General features: G+C 37.2%; 19 protein-coding genes and 8 pseudogenes. 15 read left to right on the top strand and 12 right to left on the bottom strand.

Annotation, left to right across the window (positions count from 1 at the left end):
* Positions 1-49: 49 nt before the first annotated feature.
* Positions 50-1,375: an ISNCY family transposase gene (locus MKL35_RS13325; protein ID WP_016805832.1), complete on the bottom strand. Its 1,326-nt coding sequence runs from the start codon at positions 1,373-1,375 to the stop codon at positions 50-52.
* A gap of 318 nt (positions 1,376-1,693) precedes the next feature.
* The gene (locus MKL35_RS13330) at positions 1,694-2,098 is read right to left on the bottom strand and encodes a hypothetical protein (RefSeq protein ID WP_000878634.1); all 405 of its coding nucleotides are present in this window, start codon (positions 2,096-2,098) and stop codon (positions 1,694-1,696) included.
* 149 nt (positions 2,099-2,247) lie between these two features.
* On the opposite strand from MKL35_RS13330, the pseudogene MKL35_RS13335 reads away from it, so the two are divergent.
* Positions 2,248-2,355 (top strand): annotated as a pseudogene (locus MKL35_RS13335) (IS982 family transposase); the annotation flags it as partial.
* 96 nt (positions 2,356-2,451) lie between these two features.
* Here the strand turns inward: MKL35_RS13335 and MKL35_RS13340 are convergent.
* On the bottom strand, positions 2,452-3,342 hold the full coding sequence (locus MKL35_RS13340) for a LysR family transcriptional regulator (RefSeq protein WP_000625528.1): 891 nt from the start codon (positions 3,340-3,342) through the stop codon (positions 2,452-2,454).
* Between the two features lie 152 nt (positions 3,343-3,494).
* Between MKL35_RS13340 and MKL35_RS13345 the strand changes: the two genes are divergently transcribed.
* Positions 3,495-4,136, top strand: a complete 642-nt coding sequence (locus tag MKL35_RS13345; RefSeq protein ID WP_000756042.1) for an SDR family oxidoreductase — start codon at positions 3,495-3,497, stop codon at positions 4,134-4,136.
* 148 nt (positions 4,137-4,284) lie between these two features.
* Positions 4,285-5,331: an NAD(P)-dependent alcohol dehydrogenase gene (locus tag MKL35_RS13350; protein ID WP_016805300.1), complete on the top strand. Its 1,047-nt coding sequence runs from the start codon at positions 4,285-4,287 to the stop codon at positions 5,329-5,331.
* Between the two features lie 54 nt (positions 5,332-5,385).
* On the opposite strand, the gene MKL35_RS13355 is transcribed toward MKL35_RS13350, so the two are convergent.
* On the bottom strand, positions 5,386-6,291 hold the full coding sequence (locus MKL35_RS13355) for an MFS transporter (RefSeq protein ID WP_081282760.1): 906 nt from the start codon (positions 6,289-6,291) through the stop codon (positions 5,386-5,388).
* Between the two features lie 299 nt (positions 6,292-6,590).
* Between MKL35_RS13355 and MKL35_RS13360 the strand changes: the two genes are divergently transcribed.
* From MKL35_RS13360 to MKL35_RS13370, 3 genes are all read left to right on the top strand, one after another.
* A complete protein-coding gene (locus MKL35_RS13360) occupies positions 6,591-7,082 on the top strand; it encodes a cyclophilin-like fold protein (RefSeq protein ID WP_004882808.1) in 492 nt (163 codons plus the stop codon).
* 17 nt (positions 7,083-7,099) lie between these two features.
* Complete coding sequence (locus tag MKL35_RS13365) at positions 7,100-8,170, top strand: alpha/beta hydrolase (RefSeq protein ID WP_004882807.1); 1,071 nt, start codon at positions 7,100-7,102, stop codon at positions 8,168-8,170.
* 77 nt (positions 8,171-8,247) lie between these two features.
* Complete coding sequence (locus MKL35_RS13370; RefSeq protein ID WP_016805297.1) at positions 8,248-9,369, top strand: MBL fold metallo-hydrolase; 1,122 nt, start codon at positions 8,248-8,250, stop codon at positions 9,367-9,369.
* Positions 9,370-9,605: 236 nt separating this feature from the next.
* Here the strand turns inward: MKL35_RS13370 and MKL35_RS13375 are convergent.
* A pseudogene (locus MKL35_RS13375) lies at positions 9,606-10,066 on the bottom strand (recombination directionality factor); the annotation flags it as partial.
* On the opposite strand from MKL35_RS13375, the pseudogene MKL35_RS13380 reads away from it, so the two are divergent.
* Positions 10,067-10,453 (top strand): annotated as a pseudogene (locus MKL35_RS13380) (integrase core domain-containing protein); the annotation flags it as partial.
* Here the strand turns inward: MKL35_RS13380 and MKL35_RS13385 are convergent.
* Entirely contained in the window at positions 10,450-10,746 is a 297-nt protein-coding gene (locus tag MKL35_RS13385; RefSeq protein ID WP_004882800.1) for a hypothetical protein, read from the bottom strand. The pseudogene MKL35_RS13380 and the gene MKL35_RS13385 overlap by 4 nt on opposite strands.
* A 40-nt stretch (positions 10,747-10,786) precedes the next feature.
* On the opposite strand from MKL35_RS13385, the pseudogene MKL35_RS13390 reads away from it, so the two are divergent.
* Positions 10,787-11,719: pseudogene (locus tag MKL35_RS13390) on the top strand (IS5 family transposase).
* A gap of 179 nt (positions 11,720-11,898) precedes the next feature.
* Here MKL35_RS13390 and MKL35_RS13395 read toward each other — a convergent pair.
* From MKL35_RS13395 to MKL35_RS13405, 3 genes are all read right to left on the bottom strand, one after another.
* A complete protein-coding gene (locus MKL35_RS13395; protein WP_004882794.1) occupies positions 11,899-12,177 on the bottom strand; it encodes a hypothetical protein in 279 nt (92 codons plus the stop codon).
* 105 nt (positions 12,178-12,282) lie between these two features.
* A complete protein-coding gene (locus tag MKL35_RS13400) occupies positions 12,283-13,194 on the bottom strand; it encodes a ParB/RepB/Spo0J family partition protein (protein ID WP_032012256.1) in 912 nt (303 codons plus the stop codon).
* A gap of 13 nt (positions 13,195-13,207) precedes the next feature.
* Positions 13,208-13,981 carry a ParA family protein gene (locus tag MKL35_RS13405; RefSeq protein WP_004882790.1) on the bottom strand — a complete coding sequence of 258 codons (774 nt, stop codon included), beginning with the start codon at positions 13,979-13,981 and terminating at the stop codon, positions 13,208-13,210.
* 854 nt (positions 13,982-14,835) lie between these two features.
* On the opposite strand from MKL35_RS13405, the gene MKL35_RS13410 reads away from it, so the two are divergent.
* The gene (locus MKL35_RS13410) at positions 14,836-16,008 is read left to right on the top strand and encodes a replication initiation protein (protein WP_025465674.1); all 1,173 of its coding nucleotides are present in this window, start codon (positions 14,836-14,838) and stop codon (positions 16,006-16,008) included.
* Positions 16,009-16,572: 564 nt separating this feature from the next.
* Here MKL35_RS13410 and MKL35_RS13415 read toward each other — a convergent pair.
* The 3 pseudogenes from MKL35_RS13415 to MKL35_RS13425 all read right to left on the bottom strand — a co-directional run.
* Positions 16,573-17,156 (bottom strand): annotated as a pseudogene (locus tag MKL35_RS13415) (IS66 family transposase); the annotation flags it as partial.
* A 61-nt stretch (positions 17,157-17,217) separates the two neighbouring features.
* Positions 17,218-17,484: pseudogene (gene tnpA, locus MKL35_RS13420) on the bottom strand (IS200/IS605 family transposase); the annotation flags it as partial.
* Between the two features lie 380 nt (positions 17,485-17,864).
* A pseudogene (locus MKL35_RS13425) lies at positions 17,865-18,041 on the bottom strand (nuclear transport factor 2 family protein); the annotation flags it as partial.
* Between the two features lie 289 nt (positions 18,042-18,330).
* Between MKL35_RS13425 and pdxR the strand changes: the two are divergent.
* From pdxR to MKL35_RS13455, 6 genes and pseudogenes are all read left to right on the top strand, one after another.
* Positions 18,331-19,824 (top strand): MocR-like pyridoxine biosynthesis transcription factor PdxR, encoded by a 1,494-nt coding sequence (pdxR, locus tag MKL35_RS13430; protein ID WP_016804598.1) that lies wholly within the window; start codon positions 18,331-18,333, stop codon positions 19,822-19,824.
* A 3-nt stretch (positions 19,825-19,827) separates the two neighbouring features.
* Positions 19,828-20,241, top strand: a pseudogene (locus MKL35_RS13435) (site-specific integrase); the annotation flags it as partial.
* Positions 20,242-20,424: 183 nt separating this feature from the next.
* On the top strand, positions 20,425-20,877 hold the full coding sequence (locus tag MKL35_RS13440) for a hypothetical protein (RefSeq protein ID WP_004882768.1): 453 nt from the start codon (positions 20,425-20,427) through the stop codon (positions 20,875-20,877).
* Between the two features lie 66 nt (positions 20,878-20,943).
* Positions 20,944-21,126, top strand: coding sequence for a hypothetical protein (locus tag MKL35_RS13445; RefSeq protein ID WP_000245257.1), 183 nt, complete (start codon positions 20,944-20,946; stop codon positions 21,124-21,126).
* A 192-nt stretch (positions 21,127-21,318) separates the two neighbouring features.
* Positions 21,319-21,555 (top strand): hypothetical protein, encoded by a 237-nt coding sequence (locus MKL35_RS13450; RefSeq protein ID WP_106479802.1) that lies wholly within the window; start codon positions 21,319-21,321, stop codon positions 21,553-21,555.
* Positions 21,556-22,215: 660 nt separating this feature from the next.
* Positions 22,216-22,559: hypothetical protein (locus tag MKL35_RS13455; RefSeq protein WP_111035030.1), on the top strand; the 344-nt coding region annotated here is incomplete at its 3' end.

Genomic DNA, 22,559 nt, shown 5'->3' on the forward strand with positions numbered 1-22,559 from the left:
TGTTATTCCTAAGTAGAAATGTCCTACCTTAAAACCAAATAGAAATGTCCTATACCGACATTTCCAAGTCAAGCACAGGATTCAGATTTCGTTCTTTGATTACTGTTTTCTGTGCACGTCTGCTTGGCATCTTTTGAGAACGATTGCGTTTATTTTGTTGTTCTAGTTCTTCATGCTGCTGTTGAATATGGGCTAATACAGAACCCAAACGTTTATTTTCAACAATCTCTCGCTGGTTGAGCTGACTTAATTTATCGAAGATGCTGTAATTGATTTTTCTTCCCTGATATTCAATCGCGACTGTACTATTCGGGTATTCCAGAAACTCAAGATACTTGCCAATCAATCTTTGGTTTTCTTCCGTGTTTTCCAAGAGATATACGCACTTATCATAAGTGATCGTCAGGCTATTCGTGACTCTGCGGGGTTCACGCCAGGTAAAAATATCATCTAATTCTTCGGCTGTTTCAGTGACAGTCCGGTGTAGATCCTTGGGATTAAAGGCCATCTTGGCAAACTTCTGATTGAACTGCTCAATGAAGCAGGGTAGCCAGGCATTGGCTTCGGCAATCGAACTGATGCCTTCCAGACGCATTTCTTTGATCAGACGGTCCTGAAGCGTTCTATTGGCTCGTTCTACACGGCCTTTGGCCTGTGGTGAATTAGCGAAGATAATATCGATATTCAGGGTGCTGAGTACGCGCCCAAACTGGGTAATCTTGGTGTCTTTCTTACTGCTTTGATTCACCCTGAAGACTGAATGTTTATCGCTGTAGAAGGCTAAAGGCTTACCATGCTGCTCAACATACAAACGTGTTGAAATCATATAGTCAAAGGTTGATTCTGACTTACAGAAGCGTAAATGCTGTAATTTGCCTGTGGCATCATCGATAAATACCAGCAGACAGCATTTAGGGGCTCGACCTTCAAACCAGTCATGGTGTGAGCCATCGATTTGGATCAGTTCACCATAACAGTCCCGGTTATAACGAGGCTGATACGGGCGTTTCAGACGCTTGGCACGAGGAGTCCATAAATCGGCTGCAATCATCCAGGAACGCAGTGTTTCCACTGAAATATCAAAGCCATGAACGGTGGTGAGCTTTTCATGCGCTAAAGTGGGTCCGAAACCATGCAGTTGATCAGAAACAATATTGAGGCACTTGAGTCTGAGCTCTTCAGGAAGCCTGGAATTGCTGATTTGACCACGACCGGCATGGGCTAATGCAGCTGGGCCTTGAGCTTTGTATTTTTGCAATAAACGCCTGATCTGACGCTCTGAAATATGAAGTAGCTGAGCAGCTTGGGACTGGGTTATGCGTTGATCACAGATTTCCTGCAAGACCGACAATCGTTTAAGTTCTTTATCCGACATAGACACCAACATATCAAACCGTCCGCTAAGGAAATTGCAAAAGTGCATATTCTAAAAGCGGACATTTTTACTTTGGAGAAACCGGACATTTCTATTTTGGGCTTACAAACGATATTTCGTATAATAGAGATTATGTTAAATAGGAAGTACTTATGGGAAGATTAGCTTGTCTTTTTTAGTTTTATGTATGTTTTAAAAAGTAGTATATTTTTTATAAACAATCTCACAATTACTGAGTTTGTATTTGTTCACGCAATCCTCCATTCCAATCACTTCGGCATTTTTTTCAGAATAAGAGTTTGATTGGAAAAACGTTTTCTAACCATTTAAACCATATCTAAGATTCAGTTGGAATGTACCGTCTGGAAGTTGTCCTTTGGTAATCACTGTACCAGGCTCTTTGTCTTTTGTGTATCCAGAAACACTAGAAATAAGCTCGGAGCATCTTCTTTGGTTCTCATTTATTTGTTTGCACTCTTTTGCTGCCGAGCGCATAGCTAGTTCACGAGATGTGGCTGTATAGATCGAAAATATGCCATTTTTCGGGTCGTAAGCAACACCAGCATACCAATATTGTGGCTTATAACTACTGCTATTTCCCCCCCAACCGCATACACTACCATCAACTGTCTGACAGTAACCTTGGCTAGGGTTTGCTTGAACTAGTGGACTAAGACTGAGCAATCCAATTACACTTAAAGAAGCAAAAATATAATACTTCATCTTCATTCCCTAAATTATTGTATTTTAATTAAAAAAATATGTGTAAATTACTTAATCAACCCGAATAGCAGATAAGAAATTTCATTAAAAAATAGGAGGTTGAAAGCCAGTAGTTGAATTACCAAACTAAACCTTAAGCTATAGTCCTCATGTCTAATAATACCGAATTATTCTGTGTAGTTGATAGCTTTTTTCTTAAATTTGCAGCAACTTATTGGAAATTCCTAAAACAAAGCCCCGGCTATCCAAGAACCCGATAGGGACAACTTAAAGCTAATAATAGCCTTAAGTGGAAACGTACATATGCGATGGTACTAAATAAATTTACAGAATTTGAACCTAATCATTTCTTATTACACTCTTAAGCTTTCAATCACCAACTTTAAAGCTGAAGATTGTTGTCTACGATGGGGATAGTAAAGATGATAGCCTGAAAACTGGATACTAAATTCTTCCAAGACTTGGACTAATTCACCTTGCTGGATTTCCTTTTCCACCATATCCTTTGGAATATAGGCTAATCCCATACCTGATTTGACTGCCTTAACAATATCGAAGCTCTCATTAAACACCCATTTAGCATTTATCTTAACTTTAAATTCCTGATCATCTTTTTCAAATTCCCATGCATAAATCCCCCCCTGAGTCATTAACCTGAATCCAATACAGGGATATTGATCTAAATCTCTTGGAGTATCAGGGATACCATAACGTTGAAAATAATCAGGTGTTGCCACAACTGCCATTTGTATATCATCGCCAATTCTCACAGCGACCATACCATCAGCGACTCGGCTACCAAATCTGACCCCTGCATCAAACTGCTCTGCAACAATATCAACCATGCCACTATTGGCGCTAAACTCCACTTCGAAATCAGGATAAAGGTGGGCAATTTTTGCCAATTTTGGAATTAGGATATGTTGTATTGCATGACTACTAGCATTGATTTTTATCTTGCCTGCTGGTGTATCCCTAAAGGTATTGAGTAGAGTCAGTTCATTGTCAATTTGGTCAAAACTGACACTAATCGTTTGTCTTAGCCGTTCACCTGCTTCGGTAGGTGATACGCTACGAGTAGTACGATTCAGTAATAATATTCCTAGACGTTCTTCCAGACCACGAATGCTATGGCTCAAGGCAGATTGTGAAACCCCAAGTTTACCTGCTGCTTTGGTAAAACTACCTTCTCTTGTCACCATGAGAAAAGCATGTAAATCATTATAATTTTCTCTGCTAATCAAGGTATTCACTCCTATCAGTGATTAACTGTTTTATCTGGATCATGATCTGTTATTAATGAAGTATATTCATAACTCTATTCTATTTTAAGACCTTATTCTTCTTTTTTATTATTTCTATACTGATAAAGATCTAAATTACTGGATAGATTTTAATGAAAAAGGTCATCGTGATTGGTGCAAGTGGTCATACATCCCAACAGATTATTCCTAGACTACTTGAGCAAGCTGATGTACGGCTCACGCTATTCTCTCGTAATATCAAAAAATTGAAAGCATTAGAAGATAAACGTGTACGTTTGATTGAAGGTAATGCAAATAATTTAGAGAGCTTAACAGATGCAATCCAAGATCAAGATATTGTCATTAGTACAATGGGTGATATGGACTTGGTTGTTAAAACTGAAAATATTGTTCAGGTAATGCAGGAATTACAAGTACAACGCTTAATCGCTATTAGTGCTGGCGGCATTTATGATGAGTTGCCAGAAGCATTTAATGATTGGGATAACCACATGGTTGGCTATACTCGTCCAATCAACCTAAGAACAGCAGAAGTGATTGAACAATCTTCACTGCAATATACGATTTTACGTCCTGTCTGGCTTACAGATAAAAGTATAGAAGAATATGAGCTGACACAAAAAGGAGAAATTTTTAAGGGTACAGAAACCTCCCGTGCAAGTCTTGGACGCTTTATTGCTACGATTGTAGAAAATCCGCAACTACATATTGGTGAGAATTTAGGGATTAGCCAACCAAATACCGATGGTGATAAACCTGTTGCCTATCGCTAGCTATTATTAACTTATATCAAGGCTGCCTATAAAGGCAGCCTTGATTATTGATGAATTTTATTCATAATACTATTCATATTTTGCCCCTTATTCAGCCCATTTATAGCTTCTATAATCAAAAGAACTCAACTACTTTGGGGCAACTCAAATGACTTATGCTTATGGTGCAACGGCTGCTACGAATCCTTTAGAAAAACTGACTATTCAACGTCGTGATGTTGGGCATCACGACGTAAAAATTGATATTGCCTATTGTGGTGTCTGCCACTCTGATATTCACCAAGTCCGTTCTGAATGGGATGGTACGCAGTATCCTTGTGTGCCAGGTCATGAAATTGTTGGACGAGTGACCGAAGTTGGAAAGCATGTATCCAAGTTTCATGTTGGTGATTTAGTTGGTGTTGGGTGTATCGTGGATAGTTGTCGTCACTGTACTGATTGTGAAGAAGGTCTTGAAAACTACTGTGACAATATGGTCGGTACATATAACTTTCCCACACCTGATGCACCTGGTTATACATTAGGTGGTTATTCTCAACATATCGTAGTAGATGAAAACTATGTATTAAGGATTAAACACGATGAACAGCAACTCGCTGCTGTCGCTCCTTTACTATGTGCAGGGATTACGACTTACTCGCCATTACGTCACTGGAATATAGGGAAAGGTAAAAAAGTCGGTGTCGTGGGTATTGGTGGCTTGGGACACATGGGTATTAAACTGGCTCATGCAATGGGGGCGTATGTTGTTGCCTTTACGACTTCTGAATCAAAAAAACAGGAAGCTCTCTCTTTAGGTGCAGATGAAGTAGTCATTTCTAAAGATGCAACTGCAATGGCAGTCCACCAAAAAAGTTTTGATCTGATCATTAATACGGTAGCTGCATCTCACAATCTTGACCCATTTTTAACCCTGCTCAAACGTGATGGAACATTAACTTTAGTCGGTGTACCTGAAACACCACACCAATCACCTAATGTATTTAATTTGGTTGGTAAGCGTCGTTCGATTGCAGGTTCGATGATCGGCAGCATTGCCGAAACACAGGAAATGCTAGACTTCTGTGCCGAGCATAACATTGTGGCTGATATTGAGTTAATCCGTGCTGATGAAATTAATACAGCCTATGAACGTATGCTGAAAGGTGATGTGAAATATCGTTTTGTAATTGATAGCCAAACTCTAAAAGATTAATTTAAGAACACATAAAAAAACAGCCTGTTAGAGTTTCTAACAGGCTGTTTTTATTTACCAAGCATAGGCTTGTGGTGCTTCGCCACAAGGCGGCCAGATCTCATCAAGTTTTGCCAGTGTTCCTACTGAAAGCTGTATATCCAATGCTTTGATATTTTCCTGCAATTGTTCTACGGTACGAACACCACTAATCACAGAAGTTACAGCAGGATTGTGAAGTAACCATGCCAATGCAACTAAAGCTGGTCTGTGACCCAGTTCAGCACACAGTTTTTCATAGGCTTCAAGTTGTGGGCGAAGTGCTTGGATTCTACGCTGACTTAATAACTGGAATATGCCACCTGATGAGGTAGATACAGACCTTTGATTTTTTAATGATGGCAAACTAATCCATTGCCAAATAAAAGCTAAAATTGCAATGGGGACTAAACAAAAGAAAGCTCCACGCCAGCCAATCATTGCACCTAGATAGCTTCCTAGAGGTGGTGCCACCACAGTCGCTAAAGCATTACCACTATTAAAAATAGCTAAGGCTTTAGGAACAGATGTTGTCGGTACAAGACGAATTGCGGTTGCTGCGGACATTGACCAAAAACCACCAACCACGACACCAATCAACGCCCGACCAAACATATAGACCCAGTAATTTGGAGCAAGTGCCACCACTGCACCTGAAATCGCCATTAAGGCGGTTAAACCAAGCAGTAATGTTTTACGATTCATATCGCCTGCCAGACGAGAAATCGACAGACTGGTCATAACGGCAAATGCACCTGAAATCGCAATACCATATCCTGCCAGTCCCTCAGTGACACTTAAATCACTGGCAATGGGTGTCAATAAACTCACAGGCATAAATTCAGAAGCAATCAGCGCAAATACACATAAAGTCATGGCAAATACACCACTCCAATATGCAGGCTGCTGTTCGATCTCGGCAGATTGATGTGCAGGTGTCATAGATTTTCTCTACAAAAATGAGATGGCTATGATAAAAGCATCACACCTCCTGAATAAGTACCTTTTCATGAATAAAGTTATGAGATGAATTCATTAATCAGGATTCTATAAAGCGATTTATGCCAATTAAAAATTATTTTTGCTTTGCATTCATGAATGAAGCTCATAGGACTATGCAGTTTTTAGGGGCTAATCCTTAACCACCACCACCTTTATACTGAACATCAAACCATCTCAACGAACAAGTGTGGATCAGTGGGATATTTAAAATCAACTGTCCACCTGATCGGGATAACAGCATGATGCAAAAAATTAAAAATGGTTTTTCAGGTATTGGTCGTTTAACTCTACTTTTCTTAACCTTTGGACTCAGTGCATGTACAGAGGCTAAAACCAATACCGAACAACATTCTTCGCAAAAGGTTTCCAGTATGAATATTCGTTTTGATATTGAAGGCTCAAATCAACCTGTTTTTGTTACCCTACAAAATTCACCTACGACACAGGATTTTCTTAAACAGCTTCCATTAACGTTAGAACTAACGGATTATGCGTCATCTGAAAAAATTGCATATCTACCTGAAAAACTCACTTCACAAGATGCACCAACAGGTCATCCAGCTAAAGCAGGTGATATTACCTATTATGCTCCTTGGGGCAATCTTGCCATTTTTTATAAAGACTTTAATGGTGTTGCCAATAGCCTGATTTATCTTGGCAAATTTGAAGATTTACCACCACAGTTTCGTCAAAAAAATGCCGTCAAAGTCACTATTTCAAATGCCTCATAATCACAGGAGTGAACCAAATGACACATCACGCACTTGCAACACCACCCAATTTTCTTAAAAAAACGTTAGCTATTCTTACACTTAGTCTTGGAGCATTGACAATGAGCCAAACCACATTGGCAGAACAGAACTTAAAACTTACAACAAAATGGGACAAGACTTTTGCTCAAAGTGATAAAGTTGAACATAAAAAAGTGACCTTTAAAAACCGCTACGGCATTACCTTGGCTGCTGACTTATATATCCCTAAAAATGCCAAAGGTAAACTGGCTGCAATCGTGATCAGTGGGCCGTTTGGTGCAGTGAAAGAACAATCATCAGGACTCTATGCTCAAACGATGGCAGAACGTGGTTTTATCACTTTAGCATTTGATCCATCTTATACAGGTGAAAGTGGCGGTGAACCTCGTAATGTTGCTTCACCAGACATTAATACCGAAGATTTTAGTGCAGCAGTCGATTTTGTTGGTCTTTTGCCAAATGTGGATCAGAACAAAATCGGAATTATTGGAATTTGTGGTTGGGGCGGTATGGCATTAAATGCAACTGCAATCGACAAACGAGTAAAAGCAGTTGTGACCACAACCATGTACGATATGACCCGTGTGATGTCTAAAGGTTACAATGATAGTGTTACACCTGAACAGCGTACTGCAACACTGGAACAACTCAGCCAGCAACGCTGGAAAGATGCTAAAAATGGAACTCCAGCTTATCAACCACCTTACAATAAGTTAAATGGTGGTGAAGCACAGTTTCAGGTGGACTACCATGATTACTACATGACACCACGAGGCTATCACCCTCGTGCAGTAAACTCTGGTAATGCGTGGACAGTGACGACACCAATCTCTTTCATGAATATGCCGATTTTGACCTATATCAAGGAAATTTCACCTAGACCGATTCTATTCATTCATGGTGAAAAAGCCCATTCACGTTATTTTAGTGAAACTGCTTATGAAGCCGCAGCCGAACCAAAAGAGTTGATGATTATTCCTAATGCCAATCACACTGACCTATATGACAAAGTAGATGTGATTCCATTTGATAAAATGACTGCATTTTTTCAGGAAAATTTAAAGTAGTTGAATAGTTTAACCAAGTTGAGCAGACTCACTCAACTTGGTTTTTTTTAACTATATGTTTAACTCATGAACTAGCTATGATGAAAAAAAGATATAAAGTTGCCTTGCTTTTCCTTGTACTTGGCATTGGGGTACTCGTTACTGCCTGTGCCACACTAAATAGTCCTCAATTTGGTAAACTGCCTGAACAGGCACGCCTTGAACGTATCCAGCAATCCCCCAATTATATCAATGATGAGTTTGCTTATCCCGAACCAACACCAATGCTACGTGAAGGAGAAAGTACGCTTAAAATTTTTTGGGACAACTTTTGGGCTGAAAAACAACAGAAGAAACCTAATCAGGCAATTCCAAGCGTAAAAACAGATTTACATGCGTTGAATAAAGATCAGGATGTAGTGATCTGGCTTGGACATTCAGCCTACTATATCCAGTTGGCAGGTAAACGGATTCTCATCGACCCTGTACTCAGTGATCATGCAGCACCATTTTCATTTTTAATTAAAGCCTTTGATGGAACGACGATCTATCAAGCAAAGGATATTCCTGAAATTGATTATTTGTTGATTTCCCACGACCATTACGATCATCTTGACTATGCGACTGTCACTCAACTCAAGGACAAAATTAAGCATGTCATTGTACCGCTTGGTGTCGGTTCTCATTTTGAACACTGGGGTTATCCATTGGAAAAAATCAATGAAAATGACTGGTTTGATACCTTAACACTTGATCCAAATCTGAAAATCCACACATTACCAGCCCGACATTATTCAGGTCGATTATTTACCCGAAATAAAGCCTTATGGGCAAGCTACGCTTTGGAAACACCAAAGCAAAAAATATATTTTGGTGGTGACAGTGGCTATGGTTCTCACTTTAAAACCATTGGTGAGAAGTTTGGTGGTTTTGATGTGGTAATGTTAGATAGTGGTCAATATGACCCTCGTTGGTCATTGATTCACATGACCCCTGAAGAAGCCGTACAAGCAGCCACAGATTTAAAAGCAAAAGCCCTGTTACCTATGCACATTGGTCGTTTTACACTCTCACCTCATGCGTGGAATGACCCCTTTAAACGTGTCAGTGCTGCCAGTAAAACTGCACCATTTCAACTATTAACCCCAATTATTGGGCAACCTGTTCTATTAGATCAACCGTTTCAACAATACTCCTCTTGGTGGGAGGAAATTAAATAAAAATTTAATTCCTTATCCACGAACTGTTTTTGGAAATTTTAATATTTCCAATCCCTCTTTCCAGTTGAGAAGCATCGTTTAATGATCAGTGCAAAAATTGAAGTAATCTCTCAACTGGAAACCTTATAAATCAAGAGTCGCAATAATGTTAATTTTTTTATAAATTTTAAACAAAAAAATAAATTAAGGCTAAGGTACTAGATAGCTCTGCTATCTAGTACCTTTAAAGACTAAGCCTAATTCACTGTTTGTACTGACTGCTGCAACCCTTTCTGAATCTCCTGAACATGGCTCAGGTCATTAGGTTGCTGATGCTGCTCTGGATTCGCTTCATCTATATAAACTCTTCAACAATATCCAAGCCCTCCTCACCTCCTACCTCGAAATTGGCATTGCCATAGCCTTGTCGTGCTACATGATCCAAAGCTTCCTGATAAAATCCTGCTGCTTTGCTTGTTTCATCAATCTGTTTGGCTAAAATAATTACTTCCTGTAGATTGATTCCATCACGTAGTGTCAGGTCCACATAGTAGATTGGCGTACGATAACTTTGCGTTGTGCTTTTACCTCTTAAAGTGAGTTGTAATGGCAAACATGAAAGTAGGTCACCCGAAGCTGCATGGTAATAGCGTAGTCGTGCTGCCAAAGTTCGGATACTGTTAAAGCCTGTGGTTCTAAAAATGAATGTACCCAACTCGATATGGTGCTTGACGCATTAGAGCAAGCATTGCATGATCGAGGCATGCCAAAGAATGTGATTCATCATTCCGACAGAGGTGTGCAATATCTTTCCATTCGCTATACCAATCGTTTAGAAGCTGCAAATTTACGAGCATCAGTCGGTACGACTGGTGATTCATACGATAATGCTTTGGCTGAAACAGTGAATGGATTATACAAAACAGAGGTGATTGAATATCTAAAAGCAGATTGGTAAGGTTTAGCAGATGTACAACTTGCGACACTAAACTGGGTAGATTGGTTCAATAAAAAGCGTGTACACAGTGCACTGGGTTATGTATCGCCTTTTGAGTTTGAAGCAATGTACTATGATAAGATTAACCCGTTAGGTCAGGTGGCCTAACTTAAATAAAAAAGTCTCCGACAAACCCGGTACGGTTCAATTGTAGGTCTTGCAGGCAATCTGTGATCAACGCATAACCCCGTCCCTAGCTGCTCAGCTATTACATTTTTCAGAACGTCAGAACAAGTTTGACTAAATTGTTCTTTATCGATTTTTAGCACGTAACGAGTATTACGACCTCCACCTTCAAGTTTATGTAATACATCCCACTCTAGAAGTTCAGTTAAGTGGCGTGTTGATGTAGCTTTACTCACTCCAGCAACGCTTTTATATTGAGAACGGCTTTGTTGCATAAACCTCTGCTAAAAGCTTATTCAGCAATATAATTGCTAGATGAATAAGCCCGCACCTAAAATTTATCGTACAACCAATTGGTCCTCCTACAATCAAGCTTTAATCAATCGAGGAAATATCTCGATCTGGTTTGACCCTGCGACCCAATGGTATGCACAATCAACAGGCAAACCAGGACGAAATCAAACCTATTTCGATTCAGCAATTCAATGCTGCCTCATGATGAAATCTCTATTTCGGCTCTCTTTGCGCATGGTGACAGGCTTTGTTCAAAGCCTTATTAAGCTCTGTGGCTTGAATTGGACCGCACCCGATTATTCCACGCTCTGTAGACGACAAAAGCATACCGATATTTCAATTCATTATCAAAAAAGCAGTGATGGACTTCATCTACTCATCGACTCTACGGGGTTAAAATTTTTAGGTGAAGGCGAATGGAAGCGTAAGAAACATCAGCCAGAATATCGTCGCCAATGGCGTAAATTACATATTGGGATTGATGCTGAAACCCTGCAAATACGTGCGGTTCAGCTGACGACAAATAATGTCAGCGATTCACAAGTGCTGGGGGATTTACTTGATCAGATCCCTGAAGATGAGCAAATTGATTCGGTCTATACGGATGGGGCTTATGACACGAAACACTGCCGGCAGGTAATTTCCGATCGGCATGCTCATGCGGTGATTCCACCCAGAAAAAATGCTAAACCCTGGAAAGATACTAAGCCTCACTCACTAGAGCGCAAAGAATTACTTCAAACGGTTAAACATTTAGGCAGGACACTATGGAAAAAATAGTCGAGCTATCATCGTCGCATTTTGGTGGAAACCAAGATGCATTGCATCAAATTATTGGGGGATAGACTGACTGCAAGACATTTTCAAAGTCGGGTCAATGAAATACATGCACGTGTAGCAGTATTAAATAAATTCACGGAATTAGGTAGACCGCATACCCGAGTTATCACTTAAATTTGAACGGCTTGGGGGAAATTCGGCTTTTGAATGTTTATGCAACAAAGCCCAATTTAAGTATTAAAAAAGTGTAGTAAGTTGCTACACTTTTCAGACTAATCACAAACCCCACTTTAGCTATCGTTAAAGTGGGGGCATTTTCTAAACTTACATCACTAATTCATTGTTATTTACTTTTAAGCATATTGATGGCTAAAAAATACAATAAAAATTAACTTCGATAAGTGCAAGGCGATTTTCTTCAAGTTTTGTACTGTAACTGACAGTAAACATTGCTGCGTTACTTGCATAACAGTGACCGTATAATTATTTTGCAACGGCAAAATTCGTTCAACAGTCTCCTTATCGGGACAATATAGATGCGCGACACGTTCATGAATGTTATTGAGATCAATCGATTTGTCTAGTTTACGTATAAGATGATTTTTAGGAATAAACTCTTCTAGCGTAACCATATCAATTTCAGTTTGGGTGGTATAATTTTTCGCATGTGATAATTATAAAAAATTCTCACGTAAGTGTGAGAGTTTTATGAGCAAACTGAAAAGTGTAGCAAGTTGCTACACTTTTTCACTTTTCTGAATAAGCTGTTTTAAAAAATCTTCTAGTTGTAAAAGACTAGCTTCATCAATTTCTGAAATTTTAAGAGAGATCTTGAGCTGTTTTTGATTCAGTTTGATATTTCCAGCAACCTTACCATCATATTCGATTTTTCTTACCACTGATGTCGTGGTTACTTTTTCTGGATCCTGACTCAATATTTTTTCAGCATAAGAAGTAACTTTGCTTTGCTCCAGTTTTTTTTCTTTTAATTTCTCCCAAGCACGGAGTAAAGCTGTTTCCGCCTCCGAAAGTTGCTCTATATGATCCGACAAAAATTTCTTGAACGCTGTTGCAGCAGTACGGCCGACTAGACCTGGCTCCAAATCCAGGTCATTCAACATTGCTTTAGGCAGCTTTTCATACGATAGATATTTGTACATATCTTCGCGATTTAAACCCAATGAATTAGCTAAACGTTGCTTGTTCTTCTTCAATTTTTCATCAAGTGAGTTCAAACCAATAAAAATTTCATAATCTGTCAGATCTTGACGCTTTAAATTTTCAGCTAGTGTTAACAAAGATGCTTCTTCATTATTAGCATCAATGATAATGGCTTCAATCACTGACTTGCCGAGTAATTGATGCGCCCGTAAGCGTCGCTCGCCTGCGATCAGTTCATATTTCTGATTATCAAGTTTGCGCACTGTAATGGGCTGCAAAAGGCCGATTTCATTAATAGAATCCGCCAGTTCTTTTAATTCAGATTCTTCAAATACTTTACGCGGTTGGTTGGGACTGCGACTGATATCCTCAATAGGAACATTACGTCTAAATTCCTTTAGCTCTTTAATATTGTCTTTCTGTGCTTGCTGATGTTTTTCTGTATTTTGTTTCAATTTTTGAGCTAAAAGCTCTTTAGTGCTTGCCATAATACTCTCAGGTTTAAACTTTCGCTACAATTTCATAAGCAAGGCTTTCAAAAGCCTTACGTACTTTTGAATTTTTTTCTACTTTCAAAAGTGGCTGTTGCAGAATTGCTGCTTGATTAACTTTAGTACTTTGAGGAATGGTAGTTTCTAAAATTTTGCCTACCTGTTTTAAAGCTTCATCCCGAATCAGTTTACAAACATTTTGACGTTCATCATGTTTAATCAGTAAAGCACCTAAAAGCTCTAAATCTGGATTAATACGTTTTATCTTTTCAAGATGGTTCAAAAGATCTGTTACCCCATACAGTCCATATTGTGAACCAGATTCGATTGGGATAATGACATGTGTTGAGGATGCTAAGGCATTACTGGTTAATAATTTAAGACTAGGTGGACAATCAATTAATATGAAGTCGTAAAGATCTTTTAACAGTTCTAGCTTGATGCTTAATTCTTCTGAAGGACGAGGAGCTTCTTCTTTGAGCTTGTCTTCTGTTTTTCCTAAATTTAATGAGCCATAAATTAATGATACTTTTTCAAAATTTGTTTCTTCTTGTAATGCATCAGCTAATAATGAAATATCACCAACAAGTAATTCTGCTGAAGTAACAACAATTTCGCTTGGATGTTGGATCCCAATGTGTAAACTTGCGTTTGCTTGAGGATCTAAATCAATGACTAAAACTTTATTGCCAAGATTGGCAAGTTCAGAGGCTAGATGTACAACGGTCGTTGTTTTGCCACATCCACCTTTGTGGTTAGCAACCGTAATAATTTTTGCAGACATACGTGTCAGATGCTTCCGAATTTGAATGTATAATAATATAAATAACTTTCACTCATCATACTATAGTTTTTAAATTTATAAATCTTATTTGTTTAGGTCTAAAACAACCTAAAAAACTAATTTTTAAACAAGCTAGCTTAATTAATAATTAGTATAATTATTTATTTAGCTAATTAATAATTAAGAACATTTTTTAGTTATACAAAACAGACACTTACAAGTTTAAAAGTGGAAGATTTGTCACCGTAAAGTGGAAGGTTTGTCACTCAAAGGTGGAAGGTTTGTCACTCAAAGGTGGAAGGTCTGTCACTCAAAGGTGGAAGGTCTGTCACTCAAAGGTGGAAGGTCTGTCACAAGAGTGGAAGGTTTGTCACTACTATTTTTAAAAAGGTTATATTTTTACAAAAAGTACTGCAAAAATAAATACTTAATTTGTTGATAAAGTTGGCTAAACAATCTTTAAGGGTGGAAGGTTTGTCACTATGTGTTGCCACCCTGTGGATAATTTTTTTATTGGATATTTCCTGATGATTATCTATTCATTTATACCTTTCAAATCTAATGAAAGGTGGAAGCCTTGTCACATCTAGGTTTCTATCTGACATAGCATACCTAAATTTGGAAGAAATAAGTGAAAATAGGTATTTTGAACTGTTAGTTTAGGGCTAAAGGTGGAAGGTCTGTCACTATATGGTGGAAATAATATATTTTATTCCACTTTAATGACAATAAATCGTCAAAAATGCATATTTCTGATGACAAGCCTTCCACTCTTAGATTCTTGTGGTGAAAGTCTTGAAAGTTTTTCCACTTTTGTATATAAAAATAGAATTAAATATATAAATATCACGGTTATGACAGAATCAGAATCATTGCAAGAAGAATTGAATCATATTCCTTACTGTATAGGCAATATTCGTCATAATGGCGTTGTTAGCACCAGTAACCGCTTAATTCGCCCAATTGAGTTATCAGCCAATGAATATAAGGCGCTCCTATATGCAATGGCTGTTGCAAATTATAGTGAGAAAAATAGGGTAAATGGTGAAATCACCGAACAAACCTATATTTATCTGTATAAGGATGATTTGGCAGATTTACTAGGATTGAATAAACGCAATTCGATTAATGTTGCAATAGACCGGATTTATAAAGAACTTTCATCTCGGGTGGCTCATTTTATTATTGAGGAACCTACTGATGATGGTAAGAGAAAGACTAAAAAAGTACATTCTGTCGTTCCTATTATCCGTGAGTTAAGATGGGAAGATGATTCTAAAAATGCCATTCAGATTCGTTTTACCAGTGAGGTGTTACCGTATTTCACGCAGTTGGCTGGGGGGAATTTCACCACCTATCAATTGAAACATCTGTTTGCCTTGGATTCTGTTGCTAGTATGAGTCTTTATACGTATTTCATTAAAAATGAATTCAAGTACGCAAGCCAAAAGAGTTATGAAGTCCCAATGCTTTTAGAAAACTTGAAAGCTCTGATTGATATTAATGTAACTAAATATGATCGCTGGGTAGATTTTAGACGCTATGTATTAGATAAAATAGTTGCAGAAATTAACGAAAATACAGATATACAACTAGAGTATGAAACCATAAAAAAAGGGCGCCCAATTGTGGGTGTGAATTTTAAACTGCATCAGCGTATTACTGATAAAACACTAAATGAAACTGCTGTAATTGAAAAAATTTATCTTGATGTTCCATTTGAAGATAATGCATTAGTAAAAGAATTGGGGGCAAAATTCGATACGAATGTACGTTCCTGGTACATTTTTAATAATGATGAAAAGTACTCGCAGTTCAAGAAGTGGTTTAAAAAAATTGGTTGTCTCACTGACTCACAAGCAAATATTGTTATTAATGACACTTTATTCCAAATGGATTTTGCTGAAGTTGGTATGAGCTTGAATGACTTTAAACGTAATGTGAAGCATAAACTAAAAAATAATCCGGAATTTGTACAAAGTATTCGTGACAGGCTGAATGATATTTTTGGTAAAGAGCTTGTCTAAGGAAATGTGTAGCAACTTGCTACACATTTTTTAATGTATCACTGAAGAATTCAAGTACTAAGAAAATTGGATACAAAATATCTGTGGTGTATAGCTGAATAAAAAATAGTTAAACGAATAGATTATTTTTTAGATTTTACATTTTGGTTGTTCCTCATATATTTTAGGAGAAAAAAGTTTTTCAGTGCTCAAAAAATGGTGTGGTTAAGGGGTAAAGATCAACCAAGTTTTAAGTATTTAGGTGAATTTAAAAAAATACTAAATACTTTTATAGCCTTTATATAAAGCGGCGGATCATGAATAATATTAAAATAGCCTAAGCTTATTAGCTTTGTTGTAAAAATTTACTTTGAGATGCTTCTTAAGCTAGATATTTGATGCTGTTGCGTATAGCCACAAATGATAAGCTAAAGACCGTTTTAGCTAAAGATGATGACGATCAACTTGGCGATACCATTGATTTGTAAGTGTCCTCTAAACTCTATGCCAATCTTTTAATTTGGATCACTTTGTATGTCGGTAGCTTTTGCAGTACACCATTTAAATAGGCATACAGATCTACACCATGCAACCTACTTCAATGATCTGACCTGATTTGAAAAGTGCTTTATAACCACTGTAATCATCACAGACCAGATGTCCCTGCCAGCCATTCAGGAATTCTTCTGCATGCAGACCTGAACGGTTTCTTGAAAGTCATAGATCACCCCTTGCTGCAGCACCACCTGTTTTAAGGCATTGACCAGAGGTTCAAGTGTCTACACCACAGCGACCAATCCAATCTGACAGAGTGGATCTAGATAGATCTACACCTGCGCGCAGAAAGATCTGTCGCTGACGATACAGCGGTAAGTGATCAGCATATTTGGATACCAGCACATGGCTAAGTAACTCAGGTGTCGCAATACATTTATCGATCTCATAGGCAGGCATCGTTTGCTGATTCAGGGTGTCACATTGATCACAAACCCATTTACCCGCACATGCTGTTCTTTATAGAAATGCGCTGGTCTGAAATTCAATTTTTCACTGATATGTTCGCCGATACGACGCAGTGTGCACCCACAGCTGTATTGCGTTGATGCAGATTCATGCTCAATACGTACGGTTGCTAAATGATCTGGGAGTAGTCGACGTTTAGGTTTATTTATCCAATGAGCCGTAAAACACCCTAATTTATGGGGGTGATATAAGGCTCGATTTTTAATTCTAATGAGGTGATTGTTGTTGCTCGATGTATTGTTTAATAATTTCTAATGGCGCACCACCGCAACTTGAAGCAAAGTAACTTGGCGACCATAAAGAACCACCCCAAAGTTTGTTTTTAATTTCAGGAAAGTCTTTTCTAAGGTGGCGACTAGATACACCTTTTAAGCTATTCACTAAATTTGAAATAGCAACTTTTGGTGGGTAATTAATTAATAAATGAACATGATCATCCTCCCAATTAAATTCAATCAATACAGCATCAAAATCCAAAGCCCGATATTGTCAATAGTCACCAACATAATTTAAATTAAATTTTATAAATTGCTGTGTATATAAGTACAATAAAATAAACAACTTATGTTTTCAAATATTTTTAATTGGAATTAATGTTTATTAAGATCGTTTAATTTTGGTCACATAAGTTTTTAAAAATTTACCAAATAATCACCAACATAATTTTGTGATGATTAATTAGGTAAACCGAATGGTAAAAAATCGGGTTGATAGAATTATATATGGCCAGCCTAGGCTTTTATCAGCATTAATTAACTGTATAACCCCCAAAAAAAATTAAAACAGACACTTACCATTAAAACTTAGGTGTAGCACGAGAGTTAAGCAGTATCCGTTACGATGATTTATTGAAGGCTAAATGCTTGTCGAACCGCATCTAAGCCTTCAATTCGGGTTCCATGAACATCCTCACCAGCTACAGTTTCAAAACGACATTCTGGATGCATGCATGCCATGAGTTGTTCGACATCATGTTGATTCCATGCTGCAGAAAAATCTGTAAGTAGTTGGATTAATTGTGTTTTTTGCATTTCTTCGCTCCAAAATAAGGGTTCTATATGCTGATGAAATGAATGTACGGAAATAGGAGGATATGGCGTAGTACCAGATTTGAAGTTTTGATGGAGCCAGTATTATTTGTTGTTAACTAGCTGATTTAATAAGATTATTTATTTTATATAAGGCTGGAATGACTTTTGCTTTACATTAAATGAGTCCAGTTTTGGCATAAATATGGACTAAAAGCATGATCTACGCACCAGTTTGAATAGCAAGGCATCAAAATGGATCTCAAAAATGCACAGATATAAGGATTGATTAGTGAGTACAGCGATTTCATCTACTGTTTGGCAAGCATTGTTTTCTAAAACTGCGCAAAGTGGTTTGAATTTACAGGGTAGAATTTGTCGTATGATGTTTTCTGCTTTAGTGCAGGGGTATTTAAAGCCAGGTATGGCTGTCCCTTCTAGCCGAGATTTAGCTGATCAACTAGGTGTTGGTAGAAATACGGTCACAATTGCATATCAACAATTGGTCGCTGAGCGAATTTTGGAATCCAAGCAGCGGAGTGGACATTTTGTCTGTTTAAATTTCCAGATTGATAGTAGCGAGAGTAAAACTATTCGTACTACGTCAAAAGCGACGACTTGGGGGACTCGCTTTTGTATAAGACCTTCAGCACAAAGGCATTTGACGAAACCAAGTGATTGGATGAATTATTCCTATCCCTTTATTTACGGTCAGCCAGATGCGGAAAGCTTTCCTGCTACAGCTTGGCGGGAGTGTGCATTACGTGCCTTATCTGCAAAAGACGCCTCGATATGGTCACGAGATATGACTCAACAGGGGGACGATGCCTATCTCATCAATGCAATCTGTCAGCATATTCTGCCTACAAGAGGCATCATGGCTCAAGAGAATGAAATTTTACTGACCGTGGGAAGCCAGCATGGCTTATATATGTTGGCAACGTTATTAATGCGGCAGAATCATGTGGTCGGTGTTGAGGAACCTGGTTATCCAGATGCGCGTAATATATTTATGTTACAGACTCAGAATATTGTTCCTTTAGCCGTAGATCATGAGGGGGTAACTTTAACTCGAGCAAATGAGTGTGATTACTTATTTGTTACTCCAGGGCGGCAATGCCCTACAGGTGTAACGTTGTCACCACAGCGCCGACAAAATTTATTGCAGTTAGCAGAACAAAACGACAGCATTATTATTGAAGATGAATATGACGCCCAAGTGTTGGTGCAGAATACGACGATTCCAGCGTTAAAAAGTTTAGACCGACATGGACGAGTCATTTATCTTGGAAGTCTATCTAAGCCATTGGCACCTGGGTTACGACTAGGATATATCGTTGCTGCACCTGAATTAATACAAGAATTGCGACATTTACGCCGCCTGATGTTGCGACATCCAAATGTGTTTAATCAACGTGTCTTTGCTTTGTTTATTGATCAAGGCTATTACCATAGTATGTTACGCCGTCAGTACCAATTACACCGACAACGCGGTGAAATACTCAATAAAGCTTTAAAACAATATCTTCCGACTTGGAAACCTTATGCTATGAATGGTGGTTCCGCATGTTGGGTTGATACTGCAGCAGAAATTGATACTACTGTTCTTACTCACTATGCTGCAAATTTGGGTGTATTGATTGAATCTGGGCATTCTTTCTTTTTAGATTTCGATAAGCAGAAGCATTTTCTACGTTTAGGTCTGGGTTCAATCAGCGCTGATCTAATTAATAAAGGTGTTTTTAACTTGGCGAGGGCGGTTGAAGAGTATTATTTATACAACTAAATAGAACTTTACAAAAAGGCTAAGAAGCTGACTCGTTCTGATGAAATAATTCCTCTCCTTGATTTCCATTATAAAGATGATAGGCAGCAAGATGCACTGAAAGAAAAGAACATGGTTAAGGCGCTTAAAATATTATTATTACTTGGAAAACTGCGTAAGAATTTTCTACATTTTCAATGCCGAATGAAAGGTGATGAGCAACAAATTGTTAATTTTATTACTGGTATAGAGCCAATGTTAGGAGATCATCTGTATTTAGAAAAACAAAACTACCCAGTGAATTTGGATGCTTCTGAGCGAACCGTTAAATTTAGTTTTCAAAGAGTTGTCGGCTCTAACAAAAAAAATGTTACTCTGCTGGTTATATTTAATTTAATGTTAAAAATGATGCAAGAAGATGAACTTTGGATTAAATAGCCTAAGCAACTTAAAGAGGGAAATTTAAAAAGCTTTAGCATCACAGTTTGGTCATTGGATCTTAGACAATAGTGTAAATAGGTAAATCGCTGAGCTAAAGTGTTGTAGTCCAAACTCGATATGACAGTTACCCATTTTTGAGCTGTTGATTAATTTATCAAAAAAAAATCAAGCCACCCACGGGTGGTTTTTTATTGCGACATTTCACCAGTAACTAACTTTCTTAATGTGAATCATGCTAAGGCAGCGAATGAAGGGAAGCCGTTAGTTGTATTGATCGCACCACAAGAGAAAGATCGTTCGAAGGCTCAAAACCGTTTGTACTGGATGTGGCTTAATCAATGGGCTAAACGTCAAGGTAAAGATAAAGATTACGAGCATCTGTTCTTTAAGAAAAACTTCTTAGCAAAAATCTATGATTGCGATGACGTTGGCCAATACAAGAAAACATTCAAGGCTGTAAGAGGGTTGAAAGATTCTAAGCATCCTCTCTACCAAGATGTAACAAGTGGCCTATGTGAGCTAATGAGCACTACAGACGCAAGTACAGTTCAATTAACCGAATACTTAAACGACATTCATGCTTTCTGTAATAAAAACGGGTGTTATTTGGAAACGCCTGATGATCTTAAGTAGGTGCTTGAATAGTTGCTAATTTCATATTATTAATGTCTCTCACTTTATAAAATGAGAAACTAACAAATGGTAATGAATAATATTGAATATGATACGGTGGTTGAAAGTGCGAAAATCAAAGCGAAAAGCGATATAACAGTAGCGGTTTTAAATAATGCAGCAAGTACTGGTTTAGTTGCAATTAATGATGCAAGTAAAGAAAAGCTTATAGAGTTTATCAAAAAACTGCATGATCAGATTGATGAATAATATGAACCGCCCTTAAAGCGGTTTTTTATTACTAGTAGAATATTTTAGGTACCTTTTCTAATAGGCACATACTATTAAAGTGTTTTTTATTTATTTTTTAGATTGAAAAGATTGCTATTTGAGTAATTTAAATATAAAAATCTTTATTGATTGAGCGTAGTTGTTATACAGGATATTTATAAGGATTTTAAAATGACAATTATCACATTGCTTGATGTTGAGACGAAGAAGAAGGTGATAGTTCGGTCCGTAATAGACCCAATAGCAAGAAAAGATAAAAAGGGTAACATTCAAATTATTCAAATTCATAAATGGCTATATGATGAATCTGGAGATTTAGTTGATGAAGACTTATATGAGGCACTCAACAATGGAGAAGTTGGAATATACTTAACTTTGAAGTATATGATCATTGATATTGAAAATTAATTATTTTATTTTTAGTCAGTTTGAGTTCTTACTCTCTAGAGCCTAATGGTTACTGCATATAAGACCTTATTAAGTATTACCTATTGATGGGCACATATTCTTTATAAGTCTTGATAATTAAAAAAATTATGTAGGCTAAAAATAAAACCATTTAAAAAAAGAAATCTTTATCTATTTAAATATGAATATTTGATATTTTTAATTCAATCCCTATTGCTAGTGCTTAAATATTATGCCAATATGAAGTTGGAAATATTTCCGAATAGATATTTCCTATTTCAGGTTTAAGCGTTTTTTTCGCTAAGTCCATTTCTGAATAAAAATAGGAAGTGGGCTTTTTTATTTTTAAATATTTCTGTATTATCAGTGTGTTGCTGTAGGTAACACTAAACCTTGTTGATCAGCGCAAATATCAAAAAGGGGAAGCTTGCCTAATAGCCAAGCTTTTTAAATTGATCAACTAAACACAATAATCCATTTCAAAGCTCATTAGAAAAATCAAACTTTCCTAGCTTTTATTCGTACTAATTTATTGAATCTAATCGTCTTTATAATTTTAAAAAATTCTTTAAACTAAAAATGGAAAATTTCTTGTTGCAACATTGTTATAATTGGACTACCTTAAGAAAAAATACTTTATAAAAATGAGGAGCTGCTGAAATGCCACAGTATCTCATGTTTGCGGAAAATGTTTATAACAAAATTAAAGATGAGGAATTATTTTCACATGACTGTATTGAAAATATGAACTTACTTATGACATGTATACGCAGAGAAATTAAGGGAACAGAATTTAAATTAAAATATAATTTTATTGATTTTGTTGAATTGTTTAGTAGACCATTAGATGAATGTAAAGTAAAAATAGATGTGAGTTTGATTCCTCCTCATAATTCAGAAGGTGAGTATATTTTATGGTTAGCTGGATTTATCGAAAAAATTACAGAAGGTGGACCTAAACCACCTCCGCCTATAAAGAAATTTATTCCAGAGTATATGAGCTT

The organism is Acinetobacter sp. AOR41_HL, assembly GCF_027854645.1.
GTDB lineage: Bacteria > Pseudomonadota > Gammaproteobacteria > Pseudomonadales > Moraxellaceae > Acinetobacter > Acinetobacter nosocomialis.

Excerpts from the sequence above, each read along its gene's own strand:
- MKL35_RS13325 (WP_016805832.1), bottom strand. The coding sequence starts at position 1,375 with ATGTCGGATAAAGAACTTAAACGATTGTCGGTCTTGCAGGAAATCTGT.
- MKL35_RS13330 (WP_000878634.1), bottom strand. The coding sequence starts at position 2,098 with ATGAAGTATTATATTTTTGCTTCTTTAAGTGTAATTGGATTGCTCAGT.
- MKL35_RS13345 (WP_000756042.1), top strand. The coding sequence starts at position 3,495 with ATGAAAAAGGTCATCGTGATTGGTGCAAGTGGTCATACATCCCAACAG.
- MKL35_RS13350 (WP_016805300.1), top strand. The coding sequence starts at position 4,285 with ATGACTTATGCTTATGGTGCAACGGCTGCTACGAATCCTTTAGAAAAA.
- MKL35_RS13355 (WP_081282760.1), bottom strand. The coding sequence starts at position 6,291 with ATGACACCTGCACATCAATCTGCCGAGATCGAACAGCAGCCTGCATAT.
- MKL35_RS13360 (WP_004882808.1), top strand. The coding sequence starts at position 6,591 with ATGATGCAAAAAATTAAAAATGGTTTTTCAGGTATTGGTCGTTTAACT.
- MKL35_RS13365 (WP_004882807.1), top strand. The coding sequence starts at position 7,100 with ATGACACATCACGCACTTGCAACACCACCCAATTTTCTTAAAAAAACG.
- MKL35_RS13370 (WP_016805297.1), top strand. The coding sequence starts at position 8,248 with ATGATGAAAAAAAGATATAAAGTTGCCTTGCTTTTCCTTGTACTTGGC.
- MKL35_RS13385 (WP_004882800.1), bottom strand. The coding sequence starts at position 10,746 with ATGCAACAAAGCCGTTCTCAATATAAAAGCGTTGCTGGAGTGAGTAAA.
- MKL35_RS13395 (WP_004882794.1), bottom strand. The coding sequence starts at position 12,177 with ATGGTTACGCTAGAAGAGTTTATTCCTAAAAATCATCTTATACGTAAA.
- MKL35_RS13400 (WP_032012256.1), bottom strand. The coding sequence starts at position 13,194 with ATGGCAAGCACTAAAGAGCTTTTAGCTCAAAAATTGAAACAAAATACA.
- MKL35_RS13405 (WP_004882790.1), bottom strand. The coding sequence starts at position 13,981 with ATGTCTGCAAAAATTATTACGGTTGCTAACCACAAAGGTGGATGTGGC.
- MKL35_RS13410 (WP_025465674.1), top strand. The coding sequence starts at position 14,836 with ATGACAGAATCAGAATCATTGCAAGAAGAATTGAATCATATTCCTTAC.
- MKL35_RS13445 (WP_000245257.1), top strand. The coding sequence starts at position 20,944 with ATGGTAATGAATAATATTGAATATGATACGGTGGTTGAAAGTGCGAAA.
- MKL35_RS13450 (WP_106479802.1), top strand. The coding sequence starts at position 21,319 with ATGACAATTATCACATTGCTTGATGTTGAGACGAAGAAGAAGGTGATA.